This window comes from Candidatus Aquicultor sp. (assembly GCA_036504445.1).
Lineage (GTDB): Bacteria > Actinomycetota > Aquicultoria > Aquicultorales > Aquicultoraceae > DASXVE01.
Window position 1 is genome coordinate 104,962 of record DASXVE010000019.1, and the last position, 14,670, is coordinate 119,631.

The 14,670-nt window shown below is 46.7% G+C and carries 12 protein-coding genes; 3 read left to right on the plus strand and 9 right to left on the minus strand.

Going from position 1 to position 14,670, the window contains the following annotated elements; all coding sequences use genetic code 11:
* Entirely contained in the window at positions 1 to 1,644 is a 1,644-nt protein-coding gene (gene murJ / locus VGK02_04920) for a murein biosynthesis integral membrane protein MurJ (protein HEY3374389.1), read from the minus strand.
* A 175-nt stretch (positions 1,645 to 1,819) separates the two neighbouring features.
* On the opposite strand from murJ, the gene rpsT reads away from it, so the two are divergent.
* Positions 1,820 to 2,086: a 30S ribosomal protein S20 gene (gene rpsT, locus VGK02_04925; GenBank protein HEY3374390.1), complete on the plus strand. Its 267-nt coding sequence runs from the start codon at positions 1,820 to 1,822 to the stop codon at positions 2,084 to 2,086.
* Between the two features lie 189 nt (positions 2,087 to 2,275).
* On the opposite strand, the gene VGK02_04930 is transcribed toward rpsT, so the two are convergent.
* The 5 genes from VGK02_04930 to VGK02_04950 form a co-directional block, all read right to left on the minus strand.
* Positions 2,276 to 2,911, minus strand: a complete 636-nt coding sequence (locus VGK02_04930) for a hypothetical protein (protein HEY3374391.1) — start codon at positions 2,909 to 2,911, stop codon at positions 2,276 to 2,278.
* 199 nt (positions 2,912 to 3,110) lie between these two features.
* Positions 3,111 to 3,668 carry a VanZ family protein gene (locus VGK02_04935; GenBank protein HEY3374392.1) on the minus strand — a complete coding sequence of 186 codons (558 nt, stop codon included), beginning with the start codon at positions 3,666 to 3,668 and terminating at the stop codon, positions 3,111 to 3,113.
* Between the two features lie 21 nt (positions 3,669 to 3,689).
* Positions 3,690 to 4,901, minus strand: a complete 1,212-nt coding sequence (locus VGK02_04940; GenBank protein ID HEY3374393.1) for a DegT/DnrJ/EryC1/StrS aminotransferase family protein — start codon at positions 4,899 to 4,901, stop codon at positions 3,690 to 3,692.
* A gap of 277 nt (positions 4,902 to 5,178) precedes the next feature.
* A complete protein-coding gene (locus VGK02_04945) occupies positions 5,179 to 6,192 on the minus strand; it encodes a hypothetical protein (GenBank protein HEY3374394.1) in 1,014 nt (337 codons plus the stop codon).
* 198 nt (positions 6,193 to 6,390) lie between these two features.
* Positions 6,391 to 8,058, minus strand: a complete 1,668-nt coding sequence (locus VGK02_04950) for a hypothetical protein (protein ID HEY3374395.1) — start codon at positions 8,056 to 8,058, stop codon at positions 6,391 to 6,393.
* A gap of 252 nt (positions 8,059 to 8,310) precedes the next feature.
* Here VGK02_04950 and VGK02_04955 point away from each other — a divergent pair, with 252 nt between their 5' ends.
* Both VGK02_04955 and VGK02_04960 read left to right on the plus strand, forming a co-directional pair.
* Complete coding sequence (locus VGK02_04955; protein HEY3374396.1) at positions 8,311 to 9,483, plus strand: glycosyltransferase; 1,173 nt, start codon at positions 8,311 to 8,313, stop codon at positions 9,481 to 9,483.
* A gap of 23 nt (positions 9,484 to 9,506) precedes the next feature.
* A complete protein-coding gene (locus tag VGK02_04960; GenBank protein ID HEY3374397.1) occupies positions 9,507 to 10,865 on the plus strand; it encodes an oligosaccharide flippase family protein in 1,359 nt (452 codons plus the stop codon).
* 64 nt (positions 10,866 to 10,929) lie between these two features.
* Here VGK02_04960 and VGK02_04965 read toward each other — a convergent pair whose 3' ends face one another.
* From VGK02_04965 to VGK02_04975, 3 genes are all read right to left on the minus strand, one after another.
* Positions 10,930 to 12,333 carry a polysaccharide deacetylase family protein gene (locus tag VGK02_04965; GenBank protein ID HEY3374398.1) on the minus strand — a complete coding sequence of 468 codons (1,404 nt, stop codon included), beginning with the start codon at positions 12,331 to 12,333 and terminating at the stop codon, positions 10,930 to 10,932.
* Positions 12,334 to 13,506 carry a glycosyltransferase family 4 protein gene (locus tag VGK02_04970; protein ID HEY3374399.1) on the minus strand — a complete coding sequence of 391 codons (1,173 nt, stop codon included), beginning with the start codon at positions 13,504 to 13,506 and terminating at the stop codon, positions 12,334 to 12,336.
* A gap of 75 nt (positions 13,507 to 13,581) precedes the next feature.
* Entirely contained in the window at positions 13,582 to 14,670 is a 1,089-nt protein-coding gene (locus tag VGK02_04975; protein ID HEY3374400.1) for a glycosyltransferase family 1 protein, read from the minus strand.

Below are 14,670 nucleotides of genomic sequence, written 5' to 3' on the forward strand. Positions count from 1 at the left end.
TTACGTTGGATTCACCCTTGCACGAAGAACTCTTCGCGATATCTTTCTAATAAAATCGACCTCTTTTACCCCGAGCAAAAGAGCTACTCCTAAATATGTTACGCCTCCCAGGCCGGCAGCTAGAACTATTTCGAGCAACCACGTTATAAATTGCGGCATACCCAAGCCGCCGATACCGTCATAAACCAGGAAGATTACAAAACCTGTCGGTATCGCAGCAACAATGTGTTTCCCCATAGCTGTAAGAATCGCGCGCGCGCCGATTGTACCGATCTTGTGTCTAAGCACGTAGAGTTGAGCGACGACGGCGAATGTAAGCGCAAGCGCGTACGAAAGCGGCAAACCGCTCGCGCCGAGCCATCCAACAAACAGGAAGTTGAACGCCACCTGCATCGGGACGCTGATGGCGCCTATGATAAGAGGCGTTTTTGTATCCTGCAGAGAATAATAAATCCTGGTCAGCATATTGTAAAGTGAGAATGAGAGCAATGCAAATGCAAAAGCGGTCAACATCGAGGCCGTAGTAGCCGTAGCGCTGGCATCGAATTTTCCATGTTGCAGCGTAAGCGCGATAATCGGCTGGGCCATAATCGCGAGATACACAGCCGATGGGATTACGATAAACGAGGTCGATCGCAGGCCCATCGACAGCGTGCGCTTGAAACTCGTAAAGTCGTTGCTGTTCGCAAAACGTGAGAGTTCCGGAAAGATTGCCGTGGTGATTGAAACGGCGAAGATTGCGTACGGGAGCTGGAAAAATGCGAGCGCCTGCATATATCCGGTCGCGCCGCTCGTATACGATTGCAGGAGCATATAGATGATGTAATTGTTGAGCTGCACCGTCGCCGCGAACCCGAGCATCGGCAAACCCAATTTCGCTACCTGTTTTACCGCAGGATGGCGAAAATTAAGCGCCGGTCGAAACGGAAGCCCTGCTTTGATAACAGATGGTATTTGCACGAGGGCCATTGCGATAACGCCCGTTGTCGTGCCGATTGCAAGCAGCAGCAACGCGAGATCCGGGTTGCTGCCGACCAGCGGTAAGTAGAGACCAAACACGGTCGCAATAACCACAAGGTTGTTCAGGATCGGCGCCGCCATCGGCATTGTGAACTTACGGTGCGAGTTTAACACACCGCTAAAGACTGCGGTGATCGCATAAAACATGATCTGAAACGCGAACACCCTGAAGAACATGATCATAAGCGGCGTCTCTCTTGCCGGCTCGCGCAGGGTCATTAAATGCACAAAAAACGGCGAGAAAATCGCCCCGATGAGGCTTAGCGCTGCGGCCAAGATAAAGATTATGTTGGTGAGGTTGCTGATCATGAAACGGGTCTCGTCATCACTTTTGTCCTGCAGATACTGCACATATACAGGGATAATGACCGAGCCGAGAACACCGCCCATCAGAAGCTCGAAAATGATATTCGGCATGACGTTTGCGGTAAAAAAGGTATCGCTGAGGACGGCACCGCCAAGAGCAAACGCCAAAGCCATATTGCGCATGAAGCCGGTCAGTCGGCTAAATGTCGTTGCGACCGACATCTTGGCCGTAGACTTTGCTAGAGACGGTGCCTTGTCTGTTTTGTTTTGCGCTACGGTTTGTCCTTTGGCGGCCGCTATAGCATCTTCGTTTTGCATGCCGTAATCCTAATCTTTTTATCGCATCTGGTGTTTTAAAATGGTCCTAAAGATTATAGCATAGGTGCGGGAATAATTAGTGAGGCGCCGTATAGGCGAGCACATGACTAATATGTATTGCAGTACGTGCGTCTATGTGATAAAATTCTTGTGTTTTACATGAAGGAGGATAACTTTGGCAAATATAAAGTCGCAGATCAAGCGCATCAAAGTCGCTGCACGCCAACATGATCGTAACAAGAGTTCAAGGTCGGCGCTTAAGACGTACATCACTAAGTTCAACACCGCAGTAGCTGCCGGTGATCGTACAGCTGCGGAAGCTGCTCTCAACACCGCTGTGAAGAACCTCGACAAAGCGGCCGAGAAAGGCATCATTCACAAAAACAACGCAGCAAACAAAAAGTCGCGCTTGACCAAGAAGTTCAACGCAATAGCCAGCTAATAGCGGCTGTCTGCTCTACATCTTAATGTAATCTAATAAACCGATGTATATATCGGTTTATTTTGGTTTATCTGCAAAGTGCCGGGTTGCTTAAGGCGCAGTAATAACGAACGATTGTCTGTTGCATGCGGGCCGATAAGTAATACGAAACTTATTAAAACAAACCGAAACTACATCGGTTTGTTTTTTTTACTCTTTAGACGGAATAATATCGATTTCGAGGGGTACTGAGCGCTGCAGGAAGCCGCCCATAGATTCGAGGATCATAGTACCGCTATAGGTGCCGGGTTTGGTCCCGATTGGAATATCAAGAGATAGGTTTAGCCACACACCGCGCTCGCGCTCTAGAGGAAAATTCACCACACTGAACCGTTCTTTCCCTGTTCCCTGGCTCAGATACGCCGAGCCAATAAACGGTGCAATTGTGCCATCGAAGCGCACTGTAAGACCGATATACTGGTTGATTAGATTCCGTATACTAATCACGCGACGCAGATCGCTCGAAGTACCAGTCGCCATTTTTCCGAAGTCGAGTGCGGCCAGTTGATTATTGGGGAAACTCGAGGCTTCTTGGCTGCGTACCCGTGCTCGGTACACTGTAGGTTTCTTAGCATACCACACATCTTTAGTCACGCCCACGTTAACCCCCAGCACCTTTTCAACATTGATCTGCGGTTTATCGCTCACTTGCGTGATCGTCGGACTGGAAGACAGATGATTGGTCATCACTAGCTTTGCGAATACCATAATAGCTAGAACGGCGAGAGCAAGATACAGTATAACCGGTTGTTGCCCGAGTGCTATCCTTTTTCTATGTTCCCCCACCAGTGTGCTCCGTTTCGATAGTCTAACAAATTCGCCATGCGCTTACTATAGTTATGGTAGCACCACGAGCACTATATTTCAATTATTTTCCAGCTACACAGAATCACTTAAAGCTAAAGTCAAAGCTAGATAATCCAGGTTTACGGGTAGTGGAACTACTCAGTATGTGGTTGGAGTTAATATATATTTCGGGTTTGCTTTACGTATTAGACGCAGGCACAAGGCCTTGAGCTGAGGGTTTCGTCTTGCGCAAAATGATGAACCTTTTGGCCAGGTAGAATGCCAGAGCAAACAAGATAAACCCAGCCAGATCGACCAGTACGTCCCTGAACATTCCGGTTCTATCCCCTACAAACGTTTGGTTGAACTCATCAAATCCGGCAACCAGCGTTACACCGAAACCGGCAGCAAGATAGCGCGTGCGCTCTGTTCTAATATATCGACCGAGCACAAGGAGTAACGACAAACCGAGGATACCGTACATGATAACGTGCGCCCCTTTTCTTATCCAGAAATGGATGAAATTTACGGGGTCTTTGCGGTTATCTGTCGGTTTATGATTGCCGTCGTAATCAAAATGTATTCGCGGCATCGCTTGCACGATATGAACAAGACCGGTATATTCGCGAATTTTTGGGCGCAAATCTTGCTGCTTGAATGTTTGATTTGAGAAATACCAGATGGTTGCAAGGCACACTACAAGCAGCAGCCAGCGCCAGATATTCTGCTTTGAACTGCAGGTGAAAATATTATGCATAGACCATTAATAGCATGAATGCTACCGAGTAGCTACCGCTAAAACCTTTCGCACGGCATTGCAGGTGTCTTTCATATCGCTATCGGTAAGCGTGGGGTGAACGAGAAACATCAAGCTTGTTTCGCCGAGCTCCCGGGCTACGGGAAGTCGCATTGGCGGTCGCATGCCGTCAAATGCCTTCTCAAGGTAGATTTCCGAACAGCTTCCGGTCTGGCACGGGATTCCTTCACCGGCGATTTCCATCATTATTCGGTCTCTGCTCCACTTGGGTTTTAGGGCCTCCGGGCGAACAAAGACGTAATACTTATAGTAAGCGTGTTCGATGCCGGCAGGCGGAACCGTCAATCTAAGGCCGGGGATATCTTTGAGCCCTTCGCTTAATATGGTTGCATTGCAGCGCCTGGCCTCGACCCATTCGGGGAGCTTCCTGAGAATTACGCGGCCGATGGCCGACTGCATTTCGGTAAGGCGCCAATTCGTACCGAACGATTCATGTACCCACCGGAACCCGGTGGGGTGTTCCCGGTTGTACGCGGCATCATAGCATTTGCCGTGATCTTTATACTCCCAGGCTTTACGCCATATATCCTCGTTGTTTGTCGTGAGCATGCCGCCCTCGCCGCCGGTTGACATGATCTTATCCTGGCAGAACGAAAATGCGGCGACATCGCCGAACGAGCCTACCGGCCGGCCTTTATATGTTGCGCCGTGTGCCTGCGCGCAGTCTTCGATAACATAAATGTCGTGTTTTTTAGCGAGGCTGACGATCGGGTCCATATCACACGGCCAACCCGCGAGGTGCACCGCAATGATGGCCCTGGTTTTCTCGGTAATGACTTTTTCTATCGTATCCGCAGTGATATTCTGGCTGTCGCGATCGACATCGGCCATTACCGGGGTTGCTCCGCGCATGACGGCGGCGCTTGCCGAAGCGATAAATGTCCGGGGTGTTACGATTACTTCATCGCCAGGGCCGATACCGAGCGCATAGAGCGCTAATTCAAGTGCAACTGTGCCGTTTGCTAAAGCGATTGCATACTTGCACGAGGTATACGATGCGAATTCCTGCTCAAAAAGCCGCCCTTCTTTTCCGGTCCAGTAATTAACCTTGCCGGATTGAAGTACCCTTCTTGCCGCTTCCAGAGTCTCTTCATCGAAATGCGGCCAAGTGGCAAAAGGCTTGGTTCGCACGGGAGTATTGTGTTTTGCATCGCCATTATCTATCAGTTCCATCGTGACCCGTCTTTATCGCAACAGTTGCTGTCATCACCCTTTTACCCAATCGCGGTGTGGAATCAGACTTTCGCATTAATGCTAGTCGTAAGTTTTACCGTATCGGTGCATTTCATTTGCATGCTTGGCGCAGACTCGTTTAGAAGTGATGTGCTTTCTATAGTTTTTACCGCAAGACTGCCATGTTTAACGCTGTCATAGATAATTAGCTGATATCGCAGATGTCTTCTTGTATGCGCTTGAATACCAAGTGCGGCTTCTATAGATTACCGCGGGTTTACTGTTCGCTCTCTTCCAGCACTTCGTTGATGGTCAAGAAGCGGTGATTTTGCGAGTGTAGTCTTCTTAATGCGGTAAGTGAAAAAGGAGTCAACAACTTGGGGTGTGACATTAGGGTAATGATTGGCTGGTCGATTTGCCGCACCATCGACGTGAGTTTCGATGGCACAATTTTATCTAATGTGCAGGGATAATGCAGCGACGTAAGCCTCTTCAACGCCGAATCGTGAGCTGGAATACCAAATCCATCACCAAATATGGCAAACTGGTCTTTATGTAGGAGCCTTGTTACCGTTCCGGTGATTTTACTAATAAAACTTGGGATATACGATGATATAGGAATCTCAAAAAACGGTCCGTTCTTATCCTCGATTGCCGGATCATCTAAGAACCGATATATGGCTGAATCGGGTGCATCCATAAAGTCATAGCTATGCGTACCGTCGTTGCGCTTAAGCCCCTTTGCGACAGTACTGTCAACCTTAATGCCACTCTTAATAAAACCTTGCTTAAGCTTTTCAAATGGTTGGACACACTGGCCACCTGCCCTAAATGCTATGACCGTGTAAACCGGGTCGACTTCACGCGCAGTAGAATGCAAAAGCTCGACGCAGCTTACAAACAAATCCGTGACCTTCTCGTCGGGTAAGTCGTGCAAACGGTAATACCTGAATGTCGGAAATTCCCACTCTTTGCCGTTTCGCTTCGCATCAAGCCATTGAGGATGAAGATGTAGCTCGATCCTGTTTCCTGTTGAGACAAGGCGCTGCAACTGGTCCTTTAGGAGTTTTGCTTCTTCAGCCGTCTCATTGCTTTCAAGCAAGCGCATATAGTAAAGTGCATCGACGAAATAAGTGCTTTTGATGCCAAAAGAATCGCAACATTTAAGTAGCTCATCCACCGGTTTTATGATGCAATTCTCAAGCGTACCCAGCCTTAGGAGAAACATTTCATAATCAAATGTGAATAATATTGCTTTGTTCGGTTGCATATCTGGTGTGTTTCCGTCCAACGCCTTCCATCCTTAAGACCCCGGCAATATTAATATGAAACTTACCTTTATTTAGAAAACAGTGCGTCAACCAACTTTTCAAACATACTACATAATAACCGATATTATACACTTCGATACCTTAGTAAGAAAGGCTGCCGTTCCGGTTTGCTTTCATGCGTGAGATTCGCGCTCACCTGCTTCTTCGTGCTTTTTATCTTAATATCTATGCCATTTGCGCCGTCTATAATAAGCATCGATTATATGAAGAGAATTCACGCGATTGAACGTATGTATGCGAGTAATGTTCTTATCCCAGTTAGGTTTTGCGCTAGAAACAAGCACTTCGTCGTAGGTGTTTTCGTCAAGTGCCGTTATCTCGTGAATATTGATTCCATAACCATATCTAGTGCTGTTATTTTGCGAAACTCGATAGAGCGATCCGTTATTAAGAAACAGCTTCCCTGCGGGGCGTGAGGTTTTGCAATCCGATATGATGGGGTTTAGCGGATGGGATTGCCACTCGTTGCTAAATAAATCATCGGCATAGAACAAAAACAGTTCATCCCACGAGGAAGCGCCGTCGGTTTCGACAACGTTTGCAAACATCCACCACTTGTTTTTGTGATAGTAAAGCGTAGCGTCGGCGGCCCAGATGTCTTCCATGAGATTCATTTGAAATTCCCATTTATCGGGAAACTTAGTGCATTTATACAATTCCACTGTTCTGTTTGCAGATGATTCAGGAATCATATAATAGTCGTTTTCATGCTCGAACACAAACGGGTAAGAAAGATGGTAGGGCTTTTCTAGCACAATTTCCGGTTCCCCGTAGTTGCCATTGTCATCCATAACAATCAACGAGATGTGTCCTTTTCGTGTGCTATACGGATACTCTTCAACGTATATATAATATTTGTTGTCTTTGTAGATAACGTGCGGGTCCGCCCAAAATCTGTCTTTGGGCGGAATGATTTTTTTGTATCTGTATAAGGACGACGAGAATCCCTCTTTCAGATCGAACATTAATATCCAATGTTGTGTGAAAAGTCTGTTTTCGCAGAATGATCTCGCTCTTTCTTTTAATTTTCTAAGTACGAGTTTGACGAGTTCATAATTTGTGGGATCCGTATATAGTCTCTCCGAATATAGCAACGGATGTCTGTTGTCATAATCAACTTTGGTGAAAAACGCTTCTTCGCCAATTTCATGTAGTTCTTTTATTTTTCTTGTAATAAACGACGGAGACTTCCAGAAGCAATTATTGATAGTATCGGTCACCGACATATTGAAAGTGCACGAGAACGACCTGCATAACACTTTGCTATTATCCGGATCATCCGTCAATATTTGCAGAACGGAACCGGTCTCAGGCCAGTTCTCCATGCTTTCCCAAAAGCCGGGAGGACCTCCCCTGTTAATGCAATTATCGCCATGGTGATAAGACCAAACGCCGTACCTTGCGGCATTTAGAATGCACCCATTAAGCGCACCGAATCCGAGGTTGACCAGAATGTCGATATTGTGGCTCTTTACTTGCTCTATGTCTTCATGGCAGAAATAGTTTGATGACTCTTTCCGCTCCACATTTACATTTAGTGTCGGTGCTCCCGCCAAAAGCTGCTCGCAATTCTCCTTTTTGTTTGCGTTAGCTATAAAGTATTTTCGCTCTATCAATTTTTTATAGATTAATTCGAGACTCTTCCTTGCCAGCAAGCTTGTAACGCCATTAATTCTTGCAGCATTCGGCTTATCCCGTAAACTGTTTTTGATAACAACGAGATCGATACGTGCATAGGCGCTGCCTTTAATGTTCTTTATAACTTGGTATACCCAGGCAGGCGTATCATAGCTATCCAGCAATAAACCGATTCTGAGTTTGTTCATATCCATCCTGGCTTACGCAACTCCGTTCCAATTGCAACCGATATCTATATTCATCGGCAATCGGTTGTAATCATTTGAGGACATTAGGTCCGACTCAGAAAAGATCTGACAATCAACGATCGCCCATATTTCCTCTATTATCAGGACAAACCAATACAGAAGCCGGCAATCTTACCGATATTAAATAATTAAGAGGCTTGCATGTTATGGCTAGATATAAAAGCTGGAAAAACTCTTGAAAGGTCTATTTAAATGCCGAACCGTTTGAATATTTTATTCGTAACATCGTGGTATCCAAACGATCAAGTTCCTATCAGCGCGCTCTTCGTTAAAGAGCATGCGAAAGCAGCAGCCTTACACAATAATGTGGTTGTCTTATCTATTGGAGATAAGTCGCCCGAGGTTAATGGCTTGTTCGATGTCGATATACGCATAGAGGATAATATTAAAACGATCAGGCTGACTCATAGAGCTTTTTCGATATCCAAATTAACCGCAAGCTCGAGCTTTCTTAACTCGCTACGCTATATATTCAAAATAAGAAAAGATGGATTCAAGCCGGATATTATACATGCTAACATTTTCGCGGCCGGAGTCCCCTCTGTTCTGTTTGGAAAGCTGACCGGGACTAAAGTAGTAATTACCGAACATTTTTCGGGGTTTGCACGAGGAACTTTAGGAAGACTGGACATAGCGAAAGCCAAATTCGCATTTAACCATGTGGATATGATTCTCCCCGTTAGCAGTGTTCTGCAGCAGAGCATCGAGAGCTATGGCGTAAGGGGCAACTTCAGAATTGTACCAAACGTAGTCGATACCGACTTGTTTAAGCCTAATCCTGACTGCGAGCCGAACAGCACAACGTCCGTTAAGCAAATACTAATGGTCGCCGAACAAGTACCGGTTAAAGGGATTCCCTACGCACTCGAAGCCATTAAACTCTTAAAGTCGAAAAGAAATGATTTTGTCCTGAACATATTTGGCGATGGCGAAAAAAGAGCTGAATATGAAGAGCTTTCATCATCCCTCGGACTAGAAGACTGCGTAAAATTTCACGGCGCACAACCAAAACCAACAATCGCCGAGTATATGCAAAAAAGCGACTTTATAATGCTGTCCAGTCTATATGAAACCCTATCCTGCGTATTGATTGAGGCAATGGCCTGCGATACCCCAATTGTTGCATCACGAGTCGGCGCAGTACCATCGTTAGTGCCGGAACATGCAGGTATATTAGTTGAGCCGGGTAATATTGCGGAGCTGGCAGACGCCATCGAGCATATGCTCGACAACAGCGATTCATATAAAAAGAACGATATTTCCGACTATGTGAGGTCTAAATTCAGCACTGAAGTAATCGGCGAAGAGCTTAATAGTATCTACCACGAGGTCTTTGCTGCGAAGAAACGTAAGTTTTTCAAGTAATTGCGGTTTACAGGAGGAAAGTTTTGGCTAGCGTCAAAAAAAATGGTGTGATAACGATTGCGGGCCAAGCCTCGCTTTTTATCACAAGCCTACTGATAACGATACTGCTTGCCAGAATTCTCGGCCCTACAGCCCGAGGGGAATACGCTATCTTGACTCTTATTCCGTTTATTATTTTGAGAATAAGCTCACTTGGATTGGAAGAATCAAATACGTACTTCACCGCCAATAAACAGTTCGCGCATAAGGATATCGCTGCCAATTCATTAGTAATGGCCATAATAATTAGTGTTGTTGTAGTGCTGATTTGCTTTGGCTTATTCTCGACCGGCTTCTTTCAAAATTTCCTTAGCCATATAAATGTGAGCGTTCACTATTTTGAGCTTATTTTGATTGCCGTTCCTTTAATCTTGCTCCAAAACTTCTTTGTCAATATATTGCTTGGAAAATCAGACTTCGTAAAATATAATCTAGCGGTCGTTTCGCAAGGCATCGTGCAACTCATAGCTATAGTTATCTTAGTATTGTTGGCGACCCATTCATTGTCTGCGGCGGTCTACTCCTATCTGCTGGCCATCGGCACAGCAGCTATTCTTTCTATGATTTTAGTCTATACAACCACGGAGTTTAAATTCGTACTGAGCAAGAATTATCTCAAAAAGTCGACCAGTTACGGAAGCCGCCTCTACATCGCAAACATTACACAATATCTAAACTATAGATTGGACATGATCTTCGCTGCGATGTTATTAACCACAACATCTGTCGGATATTATGCAATAGCAACGGGTGTTGTCGAAAGATTATGGATGATTCCCGGCGCATTGGGAATCGTTCTTTTCCCGAAAGTATCCAATAGCGCTCATGATGAATCGACAGCTAAGCTAACATCGAGGGTCACTCGTAATTCACTTACAATAATAATTATACTAGCAATACTGCTGGCAATCGCATGTGAACCATTAATCTCCATATTGTTCGGAGCACGATTCTTGCCCGCGGTGCAGCCATTGTTGATTCTATTACCGGGCGTCATCATGCTAAGTGTCAGCAAGGTATTAGTTGGTGACCTGGCCGGTCGGGGACGGCCCGAATTTGCCATGGGTTCGTCCATTGCCGGCATGTTGGTCAGTGTCCCCCTCTATATCTACTTGATTCCAAAATGGGGTATTAACGGTGCTGCGTTTGCGTCTTCGGTATCTTACAGCGTATCTACTATCGTCGTTATGGTCGCATTCAGCCGTTTGACAAACACGCGATTCTCGGATTTTCTCCTATTTACGCTGGATGACCTTCCTATTTATATGAACATCTTAAATGGAGCTAAAAGAGTCTTTAAGCAGAATTATTTGCGGCTTATAAGCTATTTTCAGGGTGTTTAGTGTTGCCTAGCGGTCTTTAGGCAACATGGGTAATATGGCGGGCAGAAAAAGTATGCGGCGCACATCATGTGCTGATTTCTCCGACAATACTCCTATACCAATGCTGCTGTTGTCGAGTTATAAGTGAGCTGTTGTGCCACAGAAGCGTAAAATCGCCGTTGAATTTCCTGCACGTGCTATTGAAACCGGCTATCGATTCCTGAGCCTTTTCAAATGACAACCCCTTGTAATCAAAGAGCGTTCCTTCCATGACAATAAGCGGGCGTTCGCGCAACTTTAAGGGTACTCGAGCGATAAGATCAAACACGGGATATTCGTAACATACGCCGCATCTGAAGCCCGGTAGCTCCGCAAACGTCAGCGTGCTATCGTAACCGACACCGGCTTTCTCAAGATTCTGCCAGGTGGTAGGGTTCGACCAGCGTAAGAAATGCTGGCGCGACCCCCACACCGGTTGATTTATTCCAAGCTTTTCACATACACCCAGCAGGTTTTTGAACTCGGAGCGTGTTATTGCCGCGTCGCAAAATGTGTTGTAGCTAGTATGCAGACCAATTTTATGGCCCCTGTCGAAGAAGCTTTTCAGAAGTTTTTGAATCCAGGAGTCATCCAGCGTATATGCACCATCGATCAATCCGGCCGTGTTTCCTGCGATTACAAAAAAAGTGCTGCTGATATTGAATTCTTCACTTACCCGCATGACAAAATCGAATGTGTTATTAACATCGTAGTCGAAATTCCCCTGCCTCGTGTAAGGAACGGCGCGAAGCCGACGATATGCGAGTGCGGGCTCTTTACGCCGCATGATGTCGGCGGCCGCCGACATCAGCACACGCTTTGGTCCCTGAGATCCCGACATCGGCCAATCGACATCGTGACTGAGAAGCACTCCGGCGTGTCGTTGTTTGCGCTCCAGCCACGGCCACTGCTGTTTGAGCGCCCACCATAATATCTCAAGATATTCATTTACTATAGGCCTAGAGAGAAGTTGTTCTCTAAAACCGGTCGTTGCCACGGCTGGAAACCGCATGTGGAAGTCACGCTCCGGCCTTACGGCCTCTTCGTAGCGCGTAAGCATGAAAAACATGCTACCGAATATATCTAAACCCAAAGTAAGCCTGCACGGTGTTTGCGCAAAAATCAGTTCGGAGTTCTGTGTGTTTGCATACAGCACGGGCACCCGCGGTGAGGTGACCCGGGCGTCGACAGGTGTTCGTGAGATATCCCATATACCGAGGGGGTTCTTTGGCAAAGCGCTCATCGTAAGCCACTGCCCCACCGGCACTTTAAAAAGAACCTCCGCTACAAGCAACTCCTTGCCTTCGGGGTCGCCTTCGAACAGGATATTAATATCATCGCGTTGCTCCTCTTGGGTTTGGTACTCCAGCCCGAGAAAATCGCGAAATATTACATCAAATATGTAGCGACGTTCAGCCTGATATGCCGGCGAATGAACGATTGTAAGCATCTAGCCCCTTCTCGATTCTAATAAACGGTTGTAAATATCAACAGTGCTCTCAAGCATCTTCTCTATACTATATGAAGCCCCAACGAGCTCGAGTGAGACACTGCTGAAACGTTGCCTAAGCTCCGAATCACGTATTAGCGTGTCGAGCGCTTTGCTTAAGTCGTCCGGGGCGTCTCTGGGCACTAATAAGCCGTTTACTTTGTCGCGAACCAATTCGCTATTGCCGCCCACCGATGTTGCAACGATCGGCAATCCTTCCGCCATAGCCTCGAGTAATACATAAGGCAGTCCCTCGTATCGGCTGGGCAACACAAAGATGTCAAAAGCGCTAAGAACGTCCGATGCAAGCGGGTGATACCCGGCAATATGAATGCTTCCCGCGTGCGGACTGGTTTTGACAAGCTGTTCAAGATCACCGTGTTTAGGCCCGTCTCCCAGTAAAACCAAGGAGATATTAGTAGGGCCCGGCTCAAGCCTACAGTATGCTTGAATCAAGATCTCCGGCGCTTTTTGATAGTCTAGACGACCGCTAAACCCAATGACAATATCCTCAGGTGCAACACCGAGAGAGCTTCGATATTCCTCGCGGCGCTTCAGCGAATTCTTACCAATACCAACACCGTTCACTACGGTATTCACCAGGTTGGTCGGTATCCCGAGTTCTATCGCATGTCGAGCTTCGTGATTCGAGACGGCAATAATTGCATCTGTAAGGTACGAACCGAGGATCCTTTCAATCAGATTGTACACGAACCTTTGTTTACCGCTTAAACCGGGCGACAGAGTAACGCATGCATGAGGAGTATATACGATTTTTGCCGGGCCTGCACCGGTTATCTTCAGTAGGCGTACCAACGCCCCCGCTTTTGAGCTATGCCCATGGATGATATCGAAAGGTCCATACTCCTTGACGTACCTTCTGATGGCAAGTAAGGCCGTCAAGTCTGCATATGGGTTGATCGAGCGCTGCATCGGGATAACCCTTGTGGTAATCATCCCGTCCAGCGCTTTGATTCTCTGGAAGAAGCGGTCCTCTAGCCGAGATTCGGAATATATAAGATGAACTTCATGGCCACCGGTCGCTAATCCATGCGCTAAATCTAAGATATGTCGCCCTACACCGCTTCCGGCAGCCTCTGTCAGTAACAGAACCTTAAGTTTTTCTTTTTTCATAAACCTAACTCTTTCTTCCCGTTTGTGCTTCTACCACCCATCACAAGAAGGCAAACAGCATATGGCCATGCACGTTTAGCGCAGTAATTTCTCGATTACAGACCAAATATCGCGACCGCACCTATCCCACGTGAACGAAGCAGCCCGTTCAAGTCCCCTTGCTTTCAGCTGCTCCCTGAGCCCCGTATCCTGCTTGAAACGTTGAATCTTATCGGCAATATCGCGAGGATCGTATGGGTCACAAAATAGTGCTGCGTCCCCACAGACTTCCGGCAACGAAGCGGCGTTTGCAGCGATAACAGGACAACCGCACGACATCGCTTCAATCGGCGGTAAACCAAAACCTTCATACAATGAAGGGAACGCAAAACAGTGCGCGTTCTCGTAAAGCGCTTTAAGCTCCATGTCACTTACTCTGCCGAGGTACGTAATCCGGTCTTTTACCTCTAACCCGTTACTGTTAAAAACCTTGCTGTTAATCCCGCCGGCCACAACAAGTTCAACTTCCGGGTCGCCCAAAGCCTCAACAGCATCAATGAGGCGAAGGAAGTTTTTACGCGGGCTAAGTGAGCTAACAGCTAAAACAAAACGTTTGTTGATTAGACCGTGTCTTTCCAGTATGGATATATCTGATTGCAGCTGCGTGAAATGATCGATACCGGGATATGCGACCGTAACTCGTTGTTCGCTAACATTGCAGTAGTGTGATAACTCTTTCCTTGAAAAATCTGAGACGGTCACCAGCTGTCTAGCCCTTTTGCACAAGCTAAAAAACATAATCTGATACCACGACCTGAAAGCCAACGAAAACTCAGATGGGCATGTGTACGGTGCCGCATCATGAATCAAGGCAAGTTGGTTTCTTTTGATGATCGGCGCGGGTCCACATAAGCTTACCAACACCTTCCCGCGTGCATATAACGGCAGCTCGAACTGCTCCCAGAGGTGTCCCGTAAGGTGGCCGACGACCTTGACTGAGATATTCTTAAAATCAGTCTTATACTTCAGGTCTTTTTCCGCCGCCAGGGTGAACGAGTATGAATTCGCATCAATTATTCCTGCGCCGATCAAATTATCGAGCGCTCTTACGACTTCCAAAGCGACTCTTTGCACACCTGTTACCGATTGTGAAAGAAACCTTCCGTTGATAATGATCTCTTGCAT